This window comes from Arsukibacterium sp. (genome assembly GCF_033722355.1).
Taxonomy (GTDB): Bacteria; Pseudomonadota; Gammaproteobacteria; order Enterobacterales; family Alteromonadaceae; genus Alishewanella.
Genome location: NZ_JAWVZF010000010.1, coordinates 1 through 22,371, shown reverse-complemented (window position 1 = coordinate 22,371; position 22,371 = coordinate 1). Strand labels below are relative to the sequence as shown.

Genomic DNA, 22,371 nt, shown 5'->3' with positions numbered 1-22,371 from the left:
GCTTACTTTACCCGCATGCCTGGCATGGCACCGTCATCCGGGCTTAAAATGAAAATATCGCCACCGCCTGGTCCCGCCGCCAATACCATGCCTTCTGACAGACCAAACCGCATTTTGCGCGGTGCCAGGTTGGCGACCATTACCGTGCTGCGCCCGACCAGATCTTCAGGTTTATAGGCAGCTTTAATACCGGCAAATACCTGACGCGTTTCACCATTGCCAATATCCAGTTGCAGTTGCACCAGTTTATCAGCCCCTTCCACTGCACTGGCGCTGATAATTTTAGCTACCCGTAAGTCTATTTTGGCAAAGTCATCAATACTGATAGTGTCACTGATAGGCTCACGTTCAATAATGGCTGTGCTGCTGCTGGCTTTTTCCTGGTCTGCTTGACCAGATTCAGGCTTTGCAGACTGAGTCGTTGCCTGCAGGTTTTCAGTGGATGCTTCTACCATAGCGGTGACCTTTAACGGGTCGACACGTTGCATCAGGGCTTTAAACGGGTTAATCGGATGATCAAGCAGCGGATTCTGGTAATTCTGCCAGCTGAGCTCGGTATTCAAAAACGCTTCAACTTCGCCAGCCATCACCGGCAATACCGGTTTTAAATAGTGCATTAATACCCGGAATAAATTCAGGCCCATTGAACAGACATCATGCGCTTCCTGCTGACGGGCCTCATCTTTAACCAGCACCCAGGGGGCTTTGTTATCAATGTATTGGTTAGCTTTATCAGCCAATGCCATGATATCGCGAATCGCCCGGGCAAATTCCCGCTTTTCAAAACTGTCGGCGATGCTGTCGCCAGCTGCGACAAAATCCTGCAGCAATGACGGCTCAGCGACAGTGGCTGCCAGTTTGCCATCAAAGCGTTTACTGATAAAGCCGGCACAGCGGCTGGCGATATTCACCACTTTACCCACCAGATCAGCATTCACTTTCTGGGTAAAATCATCCAGGTTTAAATCAAGATCGGTAATACCTGAGGTCAGTTTTGATGCAAAATAATAACGCAGGTATTCCGGATTCAAATTATCCAGATAGGTACGGGCTTTGATAAAGGTACCGCGTGATTTAGACATTTTTGCGCCGTTGACGGTAACAAACCCATGAGCATAGACTGCATTAGGCTTTCGAAAACCTGCCCCTTCCAGCATGGCCGGCCAGAACAGACTATGAAAATAAATAATATCTTTACCGATAAAATGATAGATTTCAGCGGTAGAGTCTGGCTGCCAGAAGCTGTCAAAATCAACATTATGTCTGTCGCAATAGTGTTTGAAACTGGCCAGATAGCCAATAGGAGCATCGAGCCAGACATAGAAAAACTTGCCAGGTGCCCCGGGAATTTCAAAACCAAAATAAGGAGCATCGCGGCTGATATCCCACATCTGCAGGCCATCAGTAAACCACTCCTGCAGTTTATTGGCCATTTCTTCCTGTAATGCGCCACTGCGGGTCCAGTCCTGCAGCATCTGACTAAAAGCTGGCAAATCAAAGAAGTAATGTTCAGAATCTTTTAATATCGGGGTCGCGCCAGAGACTACCGAACGCGGATTTTTGACATCGGTGGGGCTGTAAGTGGCGCCGCAGACATCACAACTGTCACCATTTTGATCAAGGGCGCCACATTTGGGACAATCACCTTTAACAAATCGGTCGGGTAAAAACATGTTCTTTTGCGGATCATATAACTGGCTGATAGTTTTACGTTTAATATAACCGCCGTCATCCAGCCGCTGGTATATGAGACTGGCAAACTCACGATTTTCGTCACTGTGGGTAGAGTAATAGTTGTCAAAACCAATGGCAAAGCCGGCAAAATCAGCTTCATGTTCTATTTTCGTCTGGGCAATCATTTGCTCTGGTGAAATGTCTTGCTGTTGTGCTTTTAGCATAATAGGGGTGCCATGCGCATCATCCGCACAAACGTAATAACACTCATGGCCACGGGCTTTGTGAAATCGAGACCAGATATCAGTTTGAATATATTCAAGCAGGTGACCCAGATGGATGGGGCCGTTAGCATAGGGTAAAGCACTGGTGATTAATATTTTCCGTCGTAACATCAGGAGAGCTCTTTGCATAAATAACTGAAAAAAAGTTGCTTAATGATACAATAGCCAGCTCAAAATCGCATCCGCCAAAGCCCCGCGGCGGCAAAAATGTGACAGATAATGGCGAATTATTTTCAGTTGGCCGTGATGATGGGAGTAATAATGTTTAATTGGTTGAAAAAAACGGCGAAACCAGCCAAAAACCACCATAAGCCACCGGTCAGTGACGAACCATCGACAGCAGAGCGCGAAGCCTTAGTTGGCTTGTTGCGAAGCAGTGAACCGGTCATGGCAAATATTCAGCATATTGTGCTCGTCGCATCGGGTAAAGGCGGGGTAGGCAAGTCAACAACGGCGGTAAACCTGGCAGTGATGCTCGCGAAACTGGGCCTGCGCACCGGCTTACTGGATGCCGATATCTACGGGCCTTCTGTGCCGATGATGCTAGGATTGCAGGGGGCCAGAGCGGATTCGCCTGATAATAAACTGCTAAATCCCAAGCAGGCATTTGGCATAAGTCTGCAATCAATTGGTTTTCTGATTGAACCTGAGAAAGCCTCTGTCTGGCGAGGGCCAATGGCCAGTCAGGCGCTGTTGCAACTGATTAATGAAACACTGTGGCCAGCGCTGGATATTCTGATTGTTGATATGCCTCCGGGCACCGGGGATATTCAGCTAACCTTGTCGCAAAAACTGAAGGTCAGTGGGGCGGTCATTGTGACTACACCACAGGATGTGGCCCTCAGTGATGCCGGCAAAGCCATTACCATGTTCAATCAGGTTAAAATTCCGGTGCTCGGACTGATTGAAAACATGAGTTATTATTTGTGTCCGCAGTGTGGCTACAGTGACGATATTTTTGGTACCGCCGGCGGCGTCAGGCTGGCCGGGCACTATCAGGTTCCGGTGCTCGGACAGTTGCCCCTGGAGCGGCAAATCCGTGAACATGCCGACCAGGGGACACCAGCGGTATTAAAGCTGCAGCCAATTGACGAAATTTACCGTACAATCGCCTGGAGTATGCTCGCTAATATCACTGGCGCCACAGCGCAACAGGTAGAAATTATAATAACGGATGATTAAGCATGAGATTGAGTGATCGCGATATAACACGTTACCTGGCTGAAGGTAAAATTGGCATTACCCCGGCGCCTGGGGCCGACATGATAAGCGGGGTCAGCGTAGATATTCGTCTGGGCAACAAATTCAGGGTATTTCAAGCGCATGCAGCGCCCTATATTGATTTAAGCGGACCGCGGGCGCAGGTGGATGCAGCATTGAACTCAGTAATGAGCGATGAGATATATATTGCTGATGATCAGGTATTTATATTGCATCCGAGTGAATTAGCACTGGGTGTAACACAGGAGTCGGTGCGTCTGCCATCAGATATTGTTGGCTGGCTCGATGGCCGCTCGTCATTGGCACGCTTAGGCCTGATGGTACACGTCACTGCTCATCGTATTGATCCCGGTTGGTCCGGCAATATTGTTCTTGAATTTTATAATAGCGGGAAGTTGCCATTGGCGCTCAGGCCGCATATGAAAATTGGCGCCCTGAATTTTGAATTAATGACCACGCCGGCAGATAAGCCTTACAACACCCGGGCAGACGCTAAATACCGTGAGCAAACCGGTGCAGATGCCAGCCGGATCAGCCATGATGATAAGCGCTGATTTAACGGCGCCGCTATGAAATGAAAAAACCCACGCCAAGGCGTGGGTCAAAAAGCTATAAAGCAAAAATGAAGCGGGATGATTATGCAATAAAACTGCATAGCTTGGCAACATCATGCCGATAAATTTTTTACTGAATTTATCATCTCTTTCGCTAAACCTTTGCAGCAGGGGGCAAGGCTGTGGCAGTTGGCAGTATTATCCGTTTATTCAGTCTGGCCGCTATCTGGGGCGCCTCTTTTTTGTTTATGCGCCTTGCTGTTGCAGATTTCGGCCCAGCCTGGCTAATGTTTGGCCGGGTTTTACTGGCATCGGTATTTCTGGCAGCAGTGGCGCTGGCATATCAACGCAGTTTACCGCTGCGCCAGTATGCCGGTCACTTTATGTTGCTGAGCTTTTTCAATACGGCTTTACCTTTTTTACTATTTGCCTATGCAGCACAAACCCTTACCGCCTCGTTGCTGGCAGTGCTCAATGCTACCGCACCGTTATGGGGGGCATTAATTGGCTGGCTGTTTTTCCGTCAGGATATGACCCTCAGAATGGTGCTGGGGCTTTTACTTGGCATTTGTGGTGTGACGATACTGGTTGGTTTTGATGATGTGGCTGCTGACAGTGCCGCGTTACCGGCTATTGCTGCCGCAGCTGCAGCGGCTTGTTGTTACGGTATTGCTACCTGGTATACACGTCTGGCAAGACCGGTACCAGCCTTTATTAATGCCCATGGCAGTATGTGGGGGGCAACGATATGGTTGTTGCCGCTGCTATGGCTTATCCCAATGCCGGTGACTGAGCCTGCCAGCCTGAGCTTGCTGGCGGTGCTGGCATTAGGCGTAGTGTGTACCGGTGTTGCGTATCTGCTGTATTTCAGGCTGGTGCAGGATTTAGGAGCGACACCAACACTGACGGTCACTTTCCTGATCCCGGTATTTGGCGTAATCTGGGGCCACCTGTTTTTACAGGAAGCCATTGGCTGGCATACGCTGGCAGGGGCCGGTATTGTTATTGGCGGGACCATGCTGGTGACCGGCTTTAGCATCAGGGCAATAACGCCGGCATCAGTACTTAAGGAGCAATAATGAAACTATATGGTTCGCAAACTTCACCCTATGTCAGGCGCATTCGCTTGTTTCTGGCTGATGTCCACTGCGAGTTTATTAAACTTAATATCCTCGATGATGTTGACAGAGAAACACTGGCAGCTATTAATCCGACGTTACGGATACCGATGCTGACAGATGCCGGGCAAACTATTTTTGATTCCGGGGTCATTTATCGCTATCTGGCGGCAAAGCAGGGTGTGGCGGCGCTTAGCTGGTACCAGGAAAATCAGCTGACGGTGATTAATGCCGTTAATGACTCTCTGGTGATGTTGTTTCAATGCAGCCGCAGTGGTCTTGATACTAATGAAGATAAATTATTCTACAATTTGCAGCGGCAACGCATTGCGACCTCGATGTTTGTATTAGATCAGCAGGCCGGTAATGATGAGTTCGCTAACTGGCATTATCCGGCAATGGCGCTATATAGCCTGCTCGACTGGATTCTGTTCCGCGAGCTGCTTGAGCTTGATGACTATCCGGGACTACTGGCATTTGTTGCGGCACATAAACAGCAGCTGATGGTATCTGAGTCTGATCCGCGGCTGGCGTAGTGCCAGCCGTTTGTCAGGTCTGCTGAGTTAACCCGGTTTTTGCGCCTGTTTAAGAGTAACCGGTTCAATCAAGACACTTTGCTGAGTGTCAGATAACCAGATCTGACCTTCACTGATATTGCATTGTAACTGCATAGTGCGGTTGACCAGACTGGCCATTTCTTTTACTGCGGCTTCCGCTATCTCGATAACCTGCAGGTTCTGATAACGTTGCAATGCCGGTTCTATATTTTTCCACCACACCGGGACACTGCGACCACCGTAACAAAATAACTGTACCTGACGAGCCCTGCCGCAGGCCTTGCGCAGCCATTTCTCGTCGCTCTGGCCAAACTCAACCCACAAGTTAATCGCACCGCTTAAATCGCAATCCCAAAGCTCAGCCTGATCGTCCTCTGCACTTAACCCTTTGGTAAAGGTAAGTGTCTCTGAGGCATTGATGATAAAAGCGAGTAAGCGCACCATCATCCGTTCATCGTTTTCCGACGGATGCTGCGCCATGGTTAAACTGTGATCCTGATAATAATTGCGGTCTATATCTGCGATTTGCAGCTGAACTTTAAAAACAGTTGCTTTAAGTGCCATCTTGGTTTTCCGGCCATAAAAAAGCCGCAGTGTACCTCAACACTGCGGCTATCGCATTAAGAACAGCCCGGCTGCGGTTATAGTCAGTGTGTCGCAATATGATAAAAGTGATTGACTTTATGCCAGTTAACCAGTTTCCACCAGGCTGTCGCATAGTCGCCACGTTTGTTCTGATACTGCAGATAATAAGCATGTTCCCAAACGTCCAATGCAAGGATTGGCGTACCCTGCACCTCAACCACATCCATTAGCGGGTTATCCTGGTTAGCAGTTGACGTAATTGCGAGCTTGTTATTCTTATCCAGAATCAGCCAGGCCCAGCCAGAGCCAAAACGGCTGGCGGCGGCCTGATTAAAAGCAGTTTGCATTGCCTCTACTGAGCCAAAATCGCGCTTTATTGCCGCAAACAGTTCTACAGAAGGTTCACCACCCTGGCCCGGCGGGGCCATTACCTGCCAGAATAACTGATGGTTATAATGACCACCTGCATTATTGCGTACCGCGTCATTATAGCGGGATACCCGCGACATAATGGCTTCCAGCGGCAGTGTCGCTAAATCCGGGAAATTGGCGACCTGCGCATTTAAATTATTTACATAAGCCTGGTGATGTTTACCATGGTGAATTTGCATCGTTTCTTTATCAATCACCGGTGCCAGTGCCTCTGCAGCATAAGGCAGTGGGGGCAGGGTAAAGGTATCAGCGCTGGCGGGTACTACACTGCCGAGTGTTACCAAAGTGGCAACCATTAATGATTTGGCGGTTTTTAGAATCATAGAACGCTCCTGTTATAGATTAAAACAAGACGGTACTGATGCCAACGTACCGGTAAAGCTGAGTTAACAGCTTAAATTCAAAGGTAAAGATAAACATAACGATACTATAAACGTTAGACAGAGGATAGCTACTATCCACTCTTTTGGAAATGCGGTCTGCTTAACAGAGCTTTAACGTTGCTGACAAGCAAAGCGCAAAAACCGCTGCAAGTTTATCTGCTATCGTTTATGCTTCCTGCTATTACTATAGCGTGACAGGAGTGGCAGTGAACTTTATCGCATTCTCGAGCCTGCTCTGGGTTTTGTCACTGGCTGTTATCGACGATTGTGAAGTAAACGGCATGGCGACTTATAGTCAGCCACCCTGCAGTGATAATGCTGAAGTCACCGGCTATCATTCTGCTGAGGTTACCAGCCTGGCTCCACAGCCAACAGAACAAACAAAAAATCCGGCATCAAGCAATGGAGCCGTGCGCGACGTTTCAGAAAAGCGTCAACTGCAGCGGGAAATAACCAGCCTCAAGGGCCAAAAGGCCAGGCTGCAGAGCCGGCGCGATATTGAAATTACACGATTGCGACAGTCCAGACTACAAGCTAACAACAATCTGGCCAGCGCGGTATTGGAAGACAGTCTGGCAAAAGAGATCGCAGCAATTACAGCGAAATACGCTACCGATATCCGGGCCGTTGATAGCAAAATAGCCAGCTTATCTAAAAAATTAAGGCGCCTTTAATGGCGTTAGTCAGGTTATTACCGGGTGGTTTAAAGCGCTAGAGCTGGTGCCTGCGCTCTCAGTTCTGCAGGAAACTGCGGCCCGGTTGCCGCTGAGATTAAAAAAGCCGCTAAGCAGTGCTTAGCGGCTTTTTTAACAAAATCTAATGGTCGGTACGAGAGGATTCGAACCTCCGACCCCTTCACCCCCAGCGAAGTGCGCTACCAAGCTGCGCTACGTACCGACGTGGGGAGTATCATAATGATTCCATCCCAGAAAGCAATGCCGGATGAGTCAACTGCAGCAATTTTCGCCAGTTACTGCCGGCGGAACCTGAAAGCAATGGATGAGATGTGGGCCCGACGGGCTACTGCTGCTGGTATCTGGCGGGAATTTGCCAGAATTAAATGCACTCTGTACTGGTGAATTTTTGCTAACTCAGTAAAATAGGCCGCTATTTTAACTAACCGAACTGAGTACAAGTGGAGCAATTGGAGCAGGATCCTTTCGCCGATATCCGGCCATATCATGACAACGAAGTTGCGCCAGCTATTGCGCGCCTGATTGCCGATCACGAGTTTATTCAGGCCATTCTGCATTACCGCTTTCCCCGTTTATCCGGGCCTTTTGGTTGGTTACTGTCACCGTTGGTGCGGTTATGGTTAAAACGGCGCTGGGCCAGGTTAAAATCGGTTAAGGCTGTGCAGTTGCAGGTAGCCGGTTTTATGGATCGGATGATTGCCAACACCACCGACAAAGTCACCTATTCCGGGCTTGAACACTTAGACCCCAGACAATCCTATTTGTTCTTATCGAACCATCGAGATATCGCCATGGATCCGGCGCTGGTCAACTGGTGTCTGCACCAGCAGGGATTTACCACTGTACGGATCGCGATTGGTGATAATTTACTTCGTAAACCTTGTGCCACCGAGCTGATGAAGTTAAACAAAAGCTTTATTGTCAAACGCGGTGCCAAAGGCCCACGCGAGATGCTGAAAAACCTGTCGCAGTTGTCGGCCTACATTAAGCACTCACTGGACGATGACCATTCAGTGTGGATTGCCCAGCGCGAGGGCCGGGCCAAAGACGGTAATGATCAGACTGATCCGACAATTCTGAAAATGTTTTATATGGAAGGGAAAAAACAGGGGCTTGCTTTTAATGAGTACCTGCAAAGTCTGAATATTGTACCAGTATGTATTTCTTATGAGTACGACCCCTGTGACAGCGACAAAATTAATGAGCTGTGGCAGAAGAAAACTCAGGGCAGTTATCAGAAAACAGAATTTGAAGATATTGATGCCATCATCAAAGGTATTGTCGGCTACAAAGGCCGGGTGCATGTTGCTTTTGCTGAGCCGTTGCAGGCCGTTCCCAATGATCCTGATGCCGCAGCCGCGTTTATTGATCAGCAGATCTGGCAACAATACCGCTGTTATCCAATTAATGCTTTAGCTGCCGGCAGCAATGAACCCGCGGCAACTGCTGTTGCGATTGAACAGTGGCAGCAACGGTTGCAAAGCGTACCGCCGGGGGCACAGGAGTTAATGACCACCTTATACGCAACACCTGTCATTAAAACCCGGCGATAATGTTCTACTTAATCAGTGTCACCGTGCTGTGGGCGTTTTCATTCAGCCTGATTGGCGTTTATCTGGCAGGCCAGGTCGACCCCTATTTTGCCGTACTAAGCCGGATTTTACTGGCAGTATTACTGTTCAGTCCGCTATTGCTGCGCTACCGCTTCAGCGCGGGCCTGGTAGTGCCGGTTATGGCAATAGGTGCGGTGCAACTGGGTCTGATGTATCTGTTTTATTATCAGTCCTTTTTGCTGCTAAGCGTGGCAGAAGTGCTGGTGTTTACTATTTTCACGCCGTTATATATCACGCTGTTATATGACGTGCTGGCCCGGCGCTTTAACCCACAGTTTTTGCTGGCTGCGGTTATTGCCGTATTGGCGGCCGCGCTGATGCGTTACAACTCGCTTAGTACCAATTATTGGACAGGTTTTGCCGTGGTACAGGGCGCTAATCTGTGCTTTGCTATTGGCCAGGTAAGTTATAAAAGGCTGATAGCACGCCACCCGGGCGTAACGCAATACCAGCTGTTTGGCTGGTTTTATGCCGGCGCGGCCTGTATTGCCATTCCTGCCTGGCTGGTACTGGGTACCAGCAATTATCCAACCAGCACGTTGCACTGGACAGTAATCCTGTGGTTGGGGCTGGTTGCCTCAGGTCTTGGTTATTACGGCTGGAATAAAGGGGCGACACAGGTATCCAGTGGCATGCTGGCAGTGATGAATAATGCGCTGATCCCAGCGGGGCTGCTGGTGAATGTGATTATCTGGCAACGTGATACAGATTTAGTGCGCCTGAGCGTTGGCTGCGCTATGATCGGGTTTTCAATCTGGTTGTGCCGCAGGCCGGCCGGGCAGGGAGGTTAAGTGGCAAGACAGGTTCAATATACATTTAAAGGCACCACCAAAATTATTGCGTTTAGTTATGATCGTTTTGTCGATTTATATGAAGCGGTAGCGGCGGCTGAAGACATTGATCTTGCCAGCTTTCTGGCGATGGAGCAGCAGGTGGCAAAAACGGCTAAAGATAAAGCCGCGATTAAAAACTTCCGGCAGCAGGCCTTTACCAAAATGGGGTTTAGTAACATCGCTTTTCTGCGGGACGAGCCCTGAAGCCCATGTTCAGCCCAAAGCGGCTATGTTAGGCTTTGACCATTAAAAAAACAGGAACTGAATTATGAAAATCACCAGTAATTTTGATAGTGGTAATATCGAAATCATTAAAGCGGAAGACCCGGCCGATATTCAACTGGCTATCCGTAAAGACAACCAGTCTGACTTTTATCAGTGGTTTCATTTCCGGCTGAACAGCCCGCATCCACAGCAGCACAAAATTACCATTACCAATGCGGCAGGCTCTGCCTACCCCGATGGTTGGAAGGATTATCAGGCCGTTGCTTCTTATGATCGGCAAACCTGGTTTCGGGTTGAAACAGAATTTGATGGTAAAGCATTAATTATTAACCATTACCCTGAAGCCGAGTCTGTGTATTTTGCTTATTTCGCGCCCTACAGTTATGAGCGGCATCAGGATTTACTGCATCAGGCGCAAAACGATTACAACTGTCAGCTGGTAGATTTAGGTGAAACCCTTGATGGCCGTGATATGAGTATGTTGGTGGTCGGTGAGCCGGATGACAGCAAAAAGAAAATCTGGATTACGGCCCGTCAGCATCCGGGTGAAACGATGGCAGAATGGTTTATAGAAGGTTTGCTTGATCGTTTGCTGGATGAAGATGATGGTGTTGCCCGAAGTCTGCTGGCTAAAGCGGTGTTTTATATCGTGCCAAACATGAACCCGGATGGCAGTGTGCGGGGCCATTTAAGGACCAATGCTGCTGGCGCTAACCTGAACCGGGAATGGCAGAATCCGACGATGGAGCGCAGCCCGGAAGTTTACCTGGTTCGCCAGAAAATGCTGGAAACCGGGCTGGATATGTTTTTAGACATTCACGGTGATGAAAACCTGCCATATAATTTTGTCGCCGGCTCAGAAGGTGTACCGTCGTATAACGACCAGATGCACCAGTTAGAGCAGGACTTTAAAGCGGCACTGTTAGCAGTGACCCCGGAGTTTCAGGTTAAATATGGTTATGACAAGGACGAGCCCGGAACCGCTAATCTGACAGTGGCAACCAACTGGGTAGCTGAGCAGTTTAAATGTCTGGCCTATACCGTTGAGATGCCATTTAAAGACAACGCTGATTTACCCGATGCGGCATTCGGCTGGTCTGATATCCGTTCAATGAAACTGGGACAGGACAGTCTGAGTGCGATTTTACAAGTGGTTGATAAACTGCGTTAAAGCAGGAGTTAGTTTGCTAAACCAGTTAAGGTGTAAAGGTAAGTATTATGGCAATTATATCCTGCCCGTACTGCGGGCAACGAATTTCAGATAAAGCCGCGGTTTGCAGCAAATGTGGTGGTGACTTAAGTAGCAATACGCCAGAGCAACTTGCCGCGATAGAGCGGGAGAAGAAAAACCGTAAAATGCAATCGCTGATGAACCAGTCAATGCTGGCTATGGTATTGTTTCTGGCTGGCTTTGGCATTTTGTACTGGTGGCAGCCCGCTAATCACAGCTACAACCAGTATTTATCAAATGCAGCCATTGCGTTCGGGTTTTGTTGGTACGTCGTTACCCGGGCGCGGATTATTATGTTAAAGCGAAAATAACGTTATGGATTTTAAAGCGTTGGTTAGCGCTATGGCGCCAGAAACCTATCAAAAGCTGGCCGATGCGGTGGCTACCGGCCGCTGGGCTGACGGTGTAGCACTTAACGAGCAACAAAAAGCGCATACGCTGCAGCTGGTGATGGCTTATCAGGCCACGGTGCTGAAGTCAGATGAATTATTTACTGTGGGTGCCGATGGTCAGCTGATCCAGAAATCGAAAGCTGAACTGAAAAAGCAATTTGATAATAATGACGCAATAGCAAGGTTCGGACACGATGATATTTAAAAACTGGTTTAAGCCTAAGTGGCAACATCCTGACAGCAGTATGCGTCAGCAGGCAATAGCCAGCTTGTCAGCAGGCCAGCGCGAGCACAAACAAATTTTACATGAACTGGCGTTTAACGACAGCAACGAGACGGTGCGGCAAAGTGCACTGGCGCATCTGAACGACTTTTCCTTGTGGTGGCAAGCCAGTAAGCAGGATAGCAGTGACCGGTTACGGCAGTTCGCCGAGCAGCAGTTATTGGCCATGCTGCTGCAACAGCAAATAGCTGCACCACAAAAGCGTCAGTTTATTGCCCAGTGCAACCGGGTAGCCTTACTGGAGCAATTAGCGGAGCGGGAAACAGATGCCGAAATCTTATTCAGTGTACTTGAGCGTCTGAATAAACCTGAATTAAACAGTAAAGCGCTGACAGGAACAGTACTGACTATTGCCCAGAAACAGCAGTTACTGGCACAAGTGGATGACCAGAAACAACTGGAAAAGCTCAGCAAGCTGTTAACCGGTGAACTGGCAGAACAGTTACAGCTCAGAATGAGTGAACAGGCTGAGTTAAAGCAAAAACCAGTTAAACTTCGTAAAGACCTGACATTGCTGCTGGCCAGATTAAATGCGTTGCGCGATCGATTCTCTGTCGCCGAGATCCCGGCACAACTGGCTGAGTTGCAAACTCAGTGGCAACAATTAAAAACTGAACTGGACTGCCTGCCACAAGCTGAAGCGGCTGGTATTGAAGATAAATATCAGCAATTACTCACTAAGCTGGAAGCCTGGTTAGCGCCGCAGTTACAGCAACTGGCGATAGCACAGGCAGAAGCAGAGCAAAAAGCCGCCGCTGCCGCGCAATATCAGCAGTTATCCGCTGCATTGACTGAACTGACTCAGCAGTTAACTGAGGCGTTAGCCCAGGTTGATATCAGTGCCGCAGAGACAATTGCTGAGCAGCTGTCTCTGCTGTCTGAGCAGATTTTAGCGGCAGATGTCCTCAGTGTGTCGCAGCGCAACGAACTGCAAACGCAGCAACGGGCCCTTAGCGGTGAGTTAAATCGTTTGCCGCAAACGGCGGAGAAACTCAGTCAGGCATCGCGTTTAGTCAGCGACTGGGCTGCTCAGGCCTTACCCGTAGAACCGGCGCAACTTGATAAAGCAAAGCAGCAATTAAACCAGTATAAAGCTAACTGGCATAATCTTATGGCCGATTTATCGTTGGCGGTGCCTGATTCGCTCGCTGATGCAAAACAGCAGTTGCAACAGCAGTGGCAGCAAGCGATTAAGGCAATCAGTAACCAGAGTGAGCGTGCGCTGCGCCAGTGTCGCAGCAAAATTGCCGAGTTTAAACGGCTTGACCAGCAAGGACGCTATAAAGTTCTGTTTGGCTTATTTAAAGGCATAAATGCAGAATACGCGATGCTTAACGAGGCAGAACAGCAAAAACTGGCGGCTGACTATGAATTTGCCCGCAAACGCATTGCTGAGCTCGCTGACTGGCAGGAATATATTGCCACGCCGCGTAAGCAGGAGCTGCTGGCACAACTGCAGCAACTTGCCAGCAACGAACCGGCTGATATCCCGGCGCGGGCTGAGCAGATAAAACAGGCCCGGCAACAATGGTCCAGTTTTGGTAAGGCTGGCGTAGAGCAGGAGGCCGAATTAAATGCCGCTTTTGACCTTGCCTGTGAGCAGGCTTATGCCCCGTGTCGGGTGTACTTTGCTGAACAAGATGCGTTAAAAGCAGCAAACTTCAAAACCCGCCAAGCCATTATAGAGCAGTTAGAACAACTGCTGGCAGCACCAACGGAACCATCGGCGCTCGATGGTACATTAAAATCCTTAACCCAGGCCTGGCAGCAGGCCGGACCGGTTAAGCGCCAGGATTATCTGTTGTTGCAACAGCGCTATCAGGCGGCAATGAGTCCGTTAAAAGCTCAGCTCACTGAGCTGCAGCAACAGGTTGCCGGGCAAAAGCAAGCATTGATCAGTGAAGCTCAGGCAGCGACAGCGCTTAGTGACAGCAATCAAAGCAGTAAGATACTCAAAGAATTACAGCAACGCTGGAAACAGTTGGGTTTTGCCGGTAAAAAACATGACCAGCAATTGTGGCAGCAATTCCGGCAGATTTGTGATGGTTTTTTCAGTCAGCGGCAGGCCATTTATGCCCAGCAGCAACAACAGCAACTGGAGCAGGAGCAAGCGTTAACAACAGCACTTGCTGAAATAGCCCAGCGGCTGCAAGCGTTAACGGTAACCAGTGCCAGTGACGAGTTTAGCGCAGTTGCAGCGCAGCTTCAGCAACTGGACGTCGGTGTAATGGCTACTGCCCGGAAGCAACGTGACCAGTTGCAACAGCAACTGACTGATTTAATGCAGCAGCAAAGCACTCAGGCGGCGCAGCAGGATATCAATTCGTTATTTGAACAGTTAGCACAGCCTGGCAGCAACAGTGATAGCTGGCCGGCGCAGTTTACCCCGCAACCTGACTTGGCCGGTGCGCTGGGATTAGATCGCAAGGGCTTGACCCTGGCCCTGGAAATAATGAGTGATATTAATGGCCCTGAGCAGGAACGTAGCGAGCGCCAGCAGGTACAGTTAACACTACTGACATTAAAGCATAATGCCGGTGAAGTAGCGGATAAACAAAGTTTGCTGAAGCACTGGCTGGCATTTGGCCCGCTGTCTGACGCTGAGCTTGTCTTGCTGCCCCGGTTAAAAGCGGTGTTTTCAGCGCGTTGATACCCCGCTTGTGTTAATCAGCAGGGGGCTAAGCCCCCTGACTGGTCAGCTCACCACGCAAATTCTGCTGCATTTTCTGGCGAATTTGTGTCACATCCAGCTGTTGGCTTAATAAGTAGTGCAGTTTTGTCAAAGTGGCTTCCAGCGTCATGTCATAACCACTAATCACGCCGCTGGTTTTCAGGGCATTGCCGGTGGCATAGCCATCCATATTGACTTTACCTTTAAAGCACTGAGTACAGTTCACCAGAACCTGTCCCCGCTCGGCCGCTGCCTGCAGTACGCTCAGTAATTCGGGACGTTGTGGTGCATTGCCTACCCCGAATGATTTAATAATCAGCGCCCTTACCGGTGCGGTTAGCATATTGCTTATGACATCGGTGCTGATACCGGGGTACAGGGTAACAACGCTTATTGGCTGCGGGGTAATAGTGGCCACCTTTAAATCGGGCACCGTTGCCGGGGCAGGAGTTATTTTGCCTTCTATCAGATCGATATCTATCCCTGCTTCGAGCAGTGGCAGGAAGTTAGGGGAGGCAAATGCATCAAAGCCATCGGCATCGGCCTTAGTGGCGCGATTGCCGCGAAACAGTTTGTTATTAAAAAATAATGCGACTTCAGCAATAGGATAATTGGCGGCCAGATATAACGCATTTAATAAATTTACCTGACCATCTGAGCGAAGCTGTGCCAGCGGGATCTGAGAGCCGGTAATGATTACCGGCTTTTGCAGGTTCTCCAGCATAAAAGACAAGGCGGACGCGGTATATGCCATCGTGTCCGTACCGTGCAGCACGACAAAACCATCATATTGCTGATAATGTTGCTGTATATCGGTGGCGATATGCAGCCAATGTGCCGGAGTCATATCAGATGAGTCGATAACCGGATGATATTCGTGAATATCAAACAACGGCATGTCGGGGTGAAAAAATTCCGGCATCTGCTTAACTGTGGCCGTGAGAAACCCCGGCACCGGCACAAAGCCCTGAGTGGATTGCTGCATGCCAATGGTGCCACCGGTATAGGCGACATAGATCCGTTTTCTGGTCATAGTATTGTGCTCAGTAAAGTCAATTGATAAAAAGCCATGTCGACACTACAAAAATGCCCGCAGCATGGCGGGCATTGTAATGGAGATTAAGCTGACTGTCAGTTAACGGTACACGTTACACAATAAGAGTAAATACCATTGGGATCATTGAACTGGTTCAGGATAACGAAATCCTGCCGGAGTTGCTTGCTTACCCGTTGCAGCATCTGCTGTTCTGGTGAGGCCTGCACCTGTGGTAACCAGCCCTTAGCTTTCGCCGTACCAAACAGCTCTTTAAGCATTTGCTCTGTTGGCGACAATTCCTGGGTAATTACCTGTACATCATAGTTATCCAGGCCTGCCATATCAGCTGCCGCAGCAATGGCATCGTCAAAAGTACCCAGTTTATCAACCAGACCCAGTTCCAGTGCTGTGCTACCTGTCCAGACCCGGCCTTGTGCCACGGCATCCACTTCAGACAGCGTCATATTGCGGTTGCTGGCAACCATGGTTAAAAACTCAGTGTAACCACGCTCAATTAACAGCTGGAACACATCTTTTGCTTTGTCATTTAATCCCTTGTAAAGCGGTAAACCTGACGATAACCCAGCCAGTTCAGTCGTGCCGACACCATCAACATTTAAGCCCACGGTATCCAGTGAATTCTCCAGAGTATGTAACAGGCCAAAAATGCCGATTGAACCGGTAATAGTTGTTGGCGCAGCCCAGATTTCATTGGCGGGGGCGGCTATCCAGTAACCACCGGATGCGGCCACCGCGCCCATAGAGGCGATTACCGGTTTGCCAGCCTCGCGTAGCAGCGTGATTTCCTGACCAATTACCTCTGACGCAAACGCACTACCGCCACCACTGTCTATCCGTAATACCACAGCTTTTACTTTTTCATCATGCCGGGCCTTGCGCAGCAGTGCTGCGGTTGAATCACCGCCGATGGTACCGGCTTTGGCATTGCCATCGACTATCATGCCCCGGGCCACGATGACCGCGACTTTTGAAGTCAGCGGATTAACAAAATTTGCGTTTGGAATGGCATATTTTGCGTAATCATCAAAGCCGATATGGTTGTAGGTATGTTTGTCATTTTCACCGACAATGCCAATCAGTTTTTGCCGGAATTGCTCCCGGGTGGCAATAGCGTCAGCATAGCGGTTATCAATAGCATAACGGGCGGTGTCACCCTCTGCAGCCTGTAGTTTTTGTAACAGAGCTTCATAGGTTTCATCGAAATTACCAATATCGAAACCACGGCGGCTGCTGACATGCTGCTTGTAGGTATCCCACAAACCTGACAACCAGGCAATGTTAGCTTCTTTGGCCGCCTCAGACATGTCGTTACGCAGGAACGGTTCTACGGCAGATTTGTAAGTGCCCACCCGGAATACGTGGGTGTTGATTTTGAGTTTCTCCAATGCCTCTTTGTAATACATCGGATAACTGCCGTAACCTTCCAGAATCACTGCACCCATCGGGCTTAAGCTAATTTCGTCGGCATAGCTGGCCAGATAATACTGGGTTTGGCCGAAATAAGCGCCATGGCTGAAGACTTTCTTACCTGCTGCTTTAAAGCCTTCAATCGCCTTACCGACACGCTGCATTTTATCGATTGATGCTGAACCCAGGCCGGAGACATCCAGCACCATGGCCTGAATACGGTTATCTGATGTTGCAGTTTCGATAACTTTAACGACATCAGACACCAGCATTTCTGGCGACTCTTCCGGCGCACCCAGGCCTTCATTGATTACACCTGATAAAGGATCGATCCAGCGTTTTTCTTCAACCAGATCACCATTCAGGTTCACTACTAAGGCTGCAGTATCAGCAATTAGAACGTCATCTTCACCACTGAAAACAGCGACCAGCACCATCGCAACGATAAAGATAAACAGCAGGTTAAGCACAGTAGAGCGAAAGCCCTTGTAAACCCGCCAGATTGCGCCAAAAAAGCGACGAATAGGACCTTTTCTCGGTTCTGACATAATAATTTCCTGTAAGAGTTCCTGTAATGGAAGCGAAATAATAGTTTTATCACTGCTATGCTAACCAATTTAGCCGTAAAGACTAAATTGAATTTGTAAGTAAATGTTTAACTCTTGCTATCAGCAGCCAAAGCAGCTACATTCTTCCTATTTAACAGGTACGACCAGAGAGGCTGCAGTGGCATACCAACGATTATTACAACCACTGGATTTAGGTTTTACGACGCTGAAAAATCGCGTCATTATGGGCTCGATGCATACCGGCCTCGAAGAGGAAAAAAATGGCTTTGCCAAATTGGCCGCATTTTATGCAGAGCGCGCCAAAGGTGGCGTCGGGCTGATTATTACCGGCGGCATCAGCCCGAACTTTCGCGGTAATCTGGTGCCCTTTGGTAGCCAGCTCAGCCATTGGTGGCAGGTCAAAAAACACTGCCAGATAACTGAAGCCGTGCATCAGCATGATGCAAAAATTTGCTTGCAGCTGCTGCACGCCGGCCGGTACGGCTATCATCCGTTTAATGTGGCGCCGAGCAAAATACAATCGCCGATCACCCCTTTTAAACCCGCTGAAATGTCAAAGCGGCAAATTACCAGCACCATTAAAGACTTCGCCTATGCCGCGAAGCTGGCGAAAAAAGCCGGTTACGACGGCGTTGAGGTGATGGGCTCTGAGGGCTATCTGATTAATCAGTTTGTCTGTCAGCGCACTAACCGGCGTCAGGACGAGTGGGGCGGCAGCTTTGCCAACCGCAGCCGTTTTGCCATTGAAACGGTTAAAGCAGTGCGTGAGCAGTGCGGCCAGGATTTTATTATTATTTACCGCTTGTCGATGCTGGATTTAGTGGAAGATGGCAATAGTTATGAAGAGGTGGTTGAATTAGGTAAAGCCATTGCTGAAGCCGGTGCCACGTTAATTAATACCGGCATCGGCTGGCACGAAGCACGGGTGCCGACCATTACCACCCGGGTGCCGCGCGCGGCGTTTAGCTGGATAACCGAGCGGGTTAAAAAAGAACTGAGTATTCCGGTTATTGCCACCAACCGGATTAATGATCCCCAGGTTGCCGAAGATATTCTGGCCAATGGTCAGGCGGATATGATCTGTATGGCCCGGCCGTTTTTAGCTGATGCTGACTTTGTTAATAAAGCCGCTGCGGATAACGCCGATCAGATTAATACCTGTATTGCCTGTAACCAGGCGTGTCTGGACCATGTGTTTCAGAACAAAAGAGCCAGTTGTCTGGTTAACCCCAGAGCCTGTTATGAAACTGAACTTAACTTTACTCCTGCTGCACAGCCGAAAAAACTGGCCGTGGTCGGGGCCGGCCCGGCTGGCTTAGCGTTTAGTGTGTACGCGGCGCAGCGTGGCCATACTGTGCATTTGTTTGATAAATCACATCAAATCGGTGGCCAGTTTAATTACGCCAAGCAAATTCCCGGTAAAGAAGAGTTTCATGAAACCCTGCGTTATTTTGGCCGGATGCTGGAATTGCATGCCATTAACTTACATTTAAATTCTGAGCAAACCGCTGAGTCGCTCGCCGACGGCGGTTTTGACGAGGTGATTCTGGCCACCGGTGTTTTACCCAGAGATATTGCCCTGCGAGGCCAGGAACATCCCAAGGTGCTCAGTTACTTAGATGTATTACGTGATCATAAGTCAGTCGGTAAAAACGTCGCCATAATCGGTGCCGGTGGTATTGGCTTTGATGTCGCCGAATACCTGACTGAAGAGCATTCATTAACCCTGCAACCGGATGCCTGGTTAAAAGAGTGGGGCGTTGATAAAGATTATGCCGGCCGTGGTGCCTTATTGCCCGACAGCCTGCCAGAGCCGGCACAGCGTAAAATTTATTTAATGCAACGTAAAACCAGCAAAGTGGGGGCCGGTTTAGGCAAAACCACCGGCTGGACGCACCGGGCGTCATTAAAGAAAAAAGGCGTGGAGTCGATGGGCGGGGTGAATTACCTGCGGGTAGATGACAGCGGCCTGTGGCTGGAAATTGGCGGCGAAGAGCGTTGTCTGGATGTCGACAACGTGATTATCTGCGCCGGTCAGATCCCACTTCGGGACTTACAACAAGGCTTAACCGAGCGCGGCATCCCCAATCATTTAATTGGCGGCGCCGATGTCGCAGCCGAGTTAGACGCCAAACGCGCCATCCGCCAGGGCGCAGAGCTGGCCGCGAGAATTTAAACGTTAATCAGGTTTTTTAACCGGCCTAATTTTTGTTAAACAAGCCGCACCAACCTGGTGCGGTTTTATTTTGGCATGCTGCTGTAACCCAATTTTCGTTTCCCGCCGTTAAAATCTGTTGCTGGCCATGCTATTGCGAAAAATCACCGACTTAAGTCTGATTTTGCGCTTGGCAAGTCACTTTTCTGGTGCTTTATTAGCTAATGCTGCTATCGTGGTAGTAGTTCAATAAATACCAAGTCATTACAGGGAGTCTTTATGTCAGGTGTGTTAACCATGGTACTTGCTGGAGGCGAGGGGACCCGTTTGGCGCCACTTACCGGTATTCGCGCTAAACCAGCGGTGCCGTTTGGCGGCAACTATCGGATTGTCGATTTTGTGTTAAACAACTTTGTAAATTCTGACTTGTTGCAGATCTTCGTTATTACTCAGTTTAAATCGCACTCATTAATGAAGCATTTAGGCCGCGCCTGGCGGGTAAGTGGCTTAACCAACCGCTTTATTGACCCGATACCGGCCCAGATGCAAACCGGTAAACACTGGTATTTAGGCACTGCCGACGCCATTTATCAGAATTTGCATTTAATTGAAGGCCTGGACCCGGAGCACGTTTGCGTATTTGGTGGTGACCATATTTATAAGATGGACGTGCGGCAAATGCTCGATTTTCATCGTCATAACAAAGCCAAGCTTACTGTGGCAGCGATACCGGTGCCGGTAAGTCAGGCTCATGAGTTTGGCGTGATTGAAGTGGATGAAAAGGGCAAAATGATCGGCTTTGAGGAAAAGCCTAAAGAAAACCCGAAAACCATTCCGGGCAGGCCCGACTTTGTGCTGGCATCGATGGGCAATTACATATTTGAAGCCCGTTGTCTGGTTAATGTGCTGGAAGAAGATGCTAAACAGGATGGTTCAAAACATGACTTTGGCCATAATATTATCCCGGGCTTGTACCCGCAGGGTGAAGTCTATGTCTACGACTTTTCCAGTAACCGTATTCGCGGCGAGTCGGAAAGCAGTGCCGGTTACTGGCGCGATGTCGGTACCATAGATTCTTACTATGAAGCTAATATGGACTTAATCTCGATTAACCCGCCGTTTGATGTCTATAACCGTTACTGGCCGCTGCGCAGCTACACGCCACCAATGCCACCGGCCAAGTTCGTGCATGATGAAACGAACCGTACCGGTCAGGCGATAAGTTCTATGGTGGCGTCAGGCTGTATCGTCAGTGGGGCTATCGTCTATCAGTCGATATTGGGTTACAACGTCCATGTGCACAGCCACAGCTACATTGAAAAGTGCGTGCTGATGGGCAACAACGACATTGGCCGCGGTTGTCGTATTCGCCGCGCCATTATTGATAAAGACGTAAAAATTGCCCCGGGTACCATTATCGGTGAAGATCCGGTGCAGGACAAAGCCCGTTTTCATATCTCACCCGGTGGCGTTGTCGTGATCCCGAAAGGGGCCAAGATTGGTTTTGATGACGTTTGAGTAAATAGCTAAGGAACTTGTGTTGCGTATTCTGTTTATTTGCAGTGAATATGAAGGTTTGATAAAAACCGGTGGTCTGGCGGATGCGTGTCGGGGACTGGCCAGTAATTTGCAGGGAAAGGGCCATCAGATCAGTGTGATCATGCCCAGGTACGGTTCATTGTACAAGGTAGGTACCACTGACGAAGAATCAGTATTCGTTGAATTGGGTGGCCAAACCTTCGGCTGTGCGGTACGCAAAACGAATGTTGCCGGTATTCCGGTCTATCTGCTGGAGCATCATGATTTTTTCGCCAGGGCAAGACCTTACGATGATGGCGAGCATGGTTATGCTGATAACCCACTGCGTTTTGCCTTTTTCTGCAAAGCGGTACTGCAGTGGTGCACAGAGCAGCCGACATTTGATGTACTGCATGGCCATGACTGGCAAACCGCAGCTACGGCATTTTATCTGGCAAAAGAATACCGGCACCACCCCAGGCTTGCCGCGACGCCTTTCGTCTTCACCATTCACAACGGCGCGTATCAGCAGCAATCTGCACCACACTGGGCAGCGCAGCTGGATTTGCCGTTACATGGCAACAGCGTTAACTTTTTACAGATAGCCCTGCAGTATGCGACGAAAATTAATACTGTCAGTCAGGGTTATCGGGACGAGTTATTAAAGGAACCCGCAGCCAATGGTCTTTCCGGCTGGTATCAGCAGCGCAGGGAGGATTTCAGCGGCATTTTAAACGGCTGTGATTACCAGCTATGGAACCCGGCGACAGATGCTGCATTGCCGGCAACCTATTCCGCTGCTGATTTAAGTGGTAAGGCGAAGTGCAAAATGCAGTTGCAGCGGGATTATCAGCTGGCAGTAGCTGAAGTGCCTTTAATGGTGGCAGTAAGCCGGGTAACCGGACAGAAAGGCT

Annotated in this window: 21 protein-coding genes and 1 tRNA gene; 16 read left to right on the top strand and 6 right to left on the bottom strand. The window is 49.2% G+C overall.

Annotation, left to right across the window (positions count from 1 at the left end; all coding sequences use genetic code 11):
* Positions 1-2 precede the first annotated feature (2 nt).
* Positions 3-2,069: a methionine--tRNA ligase gene (gene metG, locus R3177_RS02375; protein WP_318969435.1), complete on the bottom strand. Its 2,067-nt coding sequence runs from the start codon at positions 2,067-2,069 to the stop codon at positions 3-5.
* Between the two features lie 150 nt (positions 2,070-2,219).
* Between metG and apbC the strand changes: the two genes are divergently transcribed.
* The 4 genes from apbC to R3177_RS02355 all read left to right on the top strand — a co-directional run bounded on the left by apbC (position 2,220) and on the right by R3177_RS02355 (position 5,387).
* Positions 2,220-3,140, top strand: a complete 921-nt coding sequence (gene apbC / locus R3177_RS02370; protein ID WP_318969434.1) for an iron-sulfur cluster carrier protein ApbC — start codon at positions 2,220-2,222, stop codon at positions 3,138-3,140.
* Positions 3,141-3,142: 2 nt separating this feature from the next.
* Entirely contained in the window at positions 3,143-3,733 is a 591-nt protein-coding gene (dcd, locus tag R3177_RS02365) for a dCTP deaminase (protein ID WP_318969433.1), read from the top strand.
* 182 nt (positions 3,734-3,915) lie between these two features.
* Complete coding sequence (locus R3177_RS02360) at positions 3,916-4,812, top strand: DMT family transporter (RefSeq protein WP_318969432.1); 897 nt, start codon at positions 3,916-3,918, stop codon at positions 4,810-4,812.
* Positions 4,812-5,387, top strand: a complete 576-nt coding sequence (locus R3177_RS02355; protein WP_318969431.1) for a glutathione S-transferase family protein — start codon at positions 4,812-4,814, stop codon at positions 5,385-5,387. The genes R3177_RS02360 and R3177_RS02355 overlap by 1 nt, the downstream gene beginning before the upstream one ends.
* Before the next feature lie 27 nt (positions 5,388-5,414).
* Here the strand turns inward: R3177_RS02355 and R3177_RS02350 are convergent, their stop codons facing one another.
* A complete protein-coding gene (locus R3177_RS02350) occupies positions 5,415-5,972 on the bottom strand; it encodes a YaeQ family protein (RefSeq protein ID WP_318969430.1) in 558 nt (185 codons plus the stop codon).
* A gap of 83 nt (positions 5,973-6,055) precedes the next feature.
* Positions 6,056-6,721: a superoxide dismutase gene (locus tag R3177_RS02345; protein WP_318969447.1), complete on the bottom strand. Its 666-nt coding sequence runs from the start codon at positions 6,719-6,721 to the stop codon at positions 6,056-6,058.
* Positions 6,722-7,014: 293 nt separating this feature from the next.
* Between R3177_RS02345 and R3177_RS02340 the strand changes: the two genes are divergently transcribed.
* A complete protein-coding gene (locus R3177_RS02340) occupies positions 7,015-7,482 on the top strand; it encodes a hypothetical protein (protein WP_318969429.1) in 468 nt (155 codons plus the stop codon).
* 146 nt (positions 7,483-7,628) lie between these two features.
* Here the strand turns inward: R3177_RS02340 and R3177_RS02335 are convergent.
* A tRNA-Pro gene (locus R3177_RS02335) sits at positions 7,629-7,705 on the bottom strand.
* 17 nt (positions 7,706-7,722) lie between these two features.
* Here R3177_RS02335 and R3177_RS02330 point away from each other — a divergent pair.
* The 8 genes from R3177_RS02330 (at position 7,723) to R3177_RS02295 (ending at position 14,730) form a co-directional block, all read left to right on the top strand.
* Entirely contained in the window at positions 7,723-7,887 is a 165-nt protein-coding gene (locus R3177_RS02330; protein WP_318969428.1) for a hypothetical protein, read from the top strand.
* Positions 7,888-7,943: 56 nt separating this feature from the next.
* Positions 7,944-9,056, top strand: coding sequence for a lysophospholipid acyltransferase family protein (locus R3177_RS02325; protein WP_318969427.1), 1,113 nt, complete (start codon positions 7,944-7,946; stop codon positions 9,054-9,056).
* A complete protein-coding gene (locus R3177_RS02320) occupies positions 9,056-9,907 on the top strand; it encodes an EamA family transporter (RefSeq protein WP_318969426.1) in 852 nt (283 codons plus the stop codon). Before R3177_RS02325 ends, R3177_RS02320 begins: the two co-directional genes overlap by 1 nt.
* Complete coding sequence (locus R3177_RS02315; RefSeq protein ID WP_318969425.1) at positions 9,908-10,153, top strand: DUF2960 family protein; 246 nt, start codon at positions 9,908-9,910, stop codon at positions 10,151-10,153. It begins immediately after the preceding gene.
* A gap of 64 nt (positions 10,154-10,217) precedes the next feature.
* Complete coding sequence (locus R3177_RS02310; RefSeq protein ID WP_318969424.1) at positions 10,218-11,345, top strand: M14-type cytosolic carboxypeptidase; 1,128 nt, start codon at positions 10,218-10,220, stop codon at positions 11,343-11,345.
* Between the two features lie 47 nt (positions 11,346-11,392).
* Positions 11,393-11,716, top strand: coding sequence for a zinc ribbon domain-containing protein (locus tag R3177_RS02305; protein ID WP_318969423.1), 324 nt, complete (start codon positions 11,393-11,395; stop codon positions 11,714-11,716).
* A gap of 4 nt (positions 11,717-11,720) precedes the next feature.
* Complete coding sequence (locus tag R3177_RS02300; protein WP_318969422.1) at positions 11,721-12,002, top strand: YeaC family protein; 282 nt, start codon at positions 11,721-11,723, stop codon at positions 12,000-12,002.
* Positions 11,992-14,730 carry a DUF349 domain-containing protein gene (locus R3177_RS02295; RefSeq protein ID WP_318969421.1) on the top strand — a complete coding sequence of 913 codons (2,739 nt, stop codon included), beginning with the start codon at positions 11,992-11,994 and terminating at the stop codon, positions 14,728-14,730. Before R3177_RS02300 ends, R3177_RS02295 begins: the two co-directional genes overlap by 11 nt.
* A gap of 28 nt (positions 14,731-14,758) precedes the next feature.
* On the opposite strand, the gene ansA is transcribed toward R3177_RS02295, so the two are convergent.
* Complete coding sequence (ansA, locus tag R3177_RS02290) at positions 14,759-15,784, bottom strand: asparaginase (protein ID WP_318969420.1); 1,026 nt, start codon at positions 15,782-15,784, stop codon at positions 14,759-14,761.
* 98 nt (positions 15,785-15,882) lie between these two features.
* Positions 15,883-17,763 (bottom strand): signal peptide peptidase SppA, encoded by a 1,881-nt coding sequence (gene sppA, locus R3177_RS02285; protein WP_318969419.1) that lies wholly within the window; start codon positions 17,761-17,763, stop codon positions 15,883-15,885.
* 178 nt (positions 17,764-17,941) lie between these two features.
* Between sppA and R3177_RS02280 the strand changes: the two genes are divergently transcribed.
* The 3 genes from R3177_RS02280 to R3177_RS02270 all read left to right on the top strand — a co-directional run.
* Positions 17,942-19,960 carry an NADPH-dependent 2,4-dienoyl-CoA reductase gene (locus R3177_RS02280; protein ID WP_318969418.1) on the top strand — a complete coding sequence of 673 codons (2,019 nt, stop codon included), beginning with the start codon at positions 17,942-17,944 and terminating at the stop codon, positions 19,958-19,960.
* Positions 19,961-20,218: 258 nt separating this feature from the next.
* Positions 20,219-21,457 carry a glucose-1-phosphate adenylyltransferase gene (gene glgC, locus R3177_RS02275; RefSeq protein WP_318969417.1) on the top strand — a complete coding sequence of 413 codons (1,239 nt, stop codon included), beginning with the start codon at positions 20,219-20,221 and terminating at the stop codon, positions 21,455-21,457.
* Positions 21,458-21,479: 22 nt separating this feature from the next.
* On the top strand, positions 21,480-22,371 hold an 892-nt coding region (locus tag R3177_RS02270; RefSeq protein WP_318969416.1), incomplete at its 3' end, for a glycogen synthase.

Excerpts from the sequence above, each read along its gene's own strand:
- ansA (WP_318969420.1), bottom strand. The coding sequence starts at position 15,784 with ATGACCAGAAAACGGATCTATGTCGCCTATACCGGTGGCACCATTGGC.
- R3177_RS02320 (WP_318969426.1), top strand. The coding sequence starts at position 9,056 with ATGTTCTACTTAATCAGTGTCACCGTGCTGTGGGCGTTTTCATTCAGC.
- R3177_RS02295 (WP_318969421.1), top strand. The coding sequence starts at position 11,992 with ATGATATTTAAAAACTGGTTTAAGCCTAAGTGGCAACATCCTGACAGC.
- R3177_RS02355 (WP_318969431.1), top strand. The coding sequence starts at position 4,812 with ATGAAACTATATGGTTCGCAAACTTCACCCTATGTCAGGCGCATTCGC.
- R3177_RS02300 (WP_318969422.1), top strand. The coding sequence starts at position 11,721 with ATGGATTTTAAAGCGTTGGTTAGCGCTATGGCGCCAGAAACCTATCAA.
- dcd (WP_318969433.1), top strand. The coding sequence starts at position 3,143 with ATGAGATTGAGTGATCGCGATATAACACGTTACCTGGCTGAAGGTAAA.
- apbC (WP_318969434.1), top strand. The coding sequence starts at position 2,220 with ATGTTTAATTGGTTGAAAAAAACGGCGAAACCAGCCAAAAACCACCAT.
- R3177_RS02350 (WP_318969430.1), bottom strand. The coding sequence starts at position 5,972 with ATGGCACTTAAAGCAACTGTTTTTAAAGTTCAGCTGCAAATCGCAGAT.
- R3177_RS02310 (WP_318969424.1), top strand. The coding sequence starts at position 10,218 with ATGAAAATCACCAGTAATTTTGATAGTGGTAATATCGAAATCATTAAA.
- R3177_RS02330 (WP_318969428.1), top strand. The coding sequence starts at position 7,723 with ATGATTCCATCCCAGAAAGCAATGCCGGATGAGTCAACTGCAGCAATT.
- metG (WP_318969435.1), bottom strand. The coding sequence starts at position 2,069 with ATGTTACGACGGAAAATATTAATCACCAGTGCTTTACCCTATGCTAAC.
- R3177_RS02345 (WP_318969447.1), bottom strand. The coding sequence starts at position 6,721 with ATGGTTGCCACTTTGGTAACACTCGGCAGTGTAGTACCCGCCAGCGCT.
- sppA (WP_318969419.1), bottom strand. The coding sequence starts at position 17,763 with ATGTCAGAACCGAGAAAAGGTCCTATTCGTCGCTTTTTTGGCGCAATC.
- glgC (WP_318969417.1), top strand. The coding sequence starts at position 20,219 with ATGTCAGGTGTGTTAACCATGGTACTTGCTGGAGGCGAGGGGACCCGT.
- R3177_RS02305 (WP_318969423.1), top strand. The coding sequence starts at position 11,393 with ATGGCAATTATATCCTGCCCGTACTGCGGGCAACGAATTTCAGATAAA.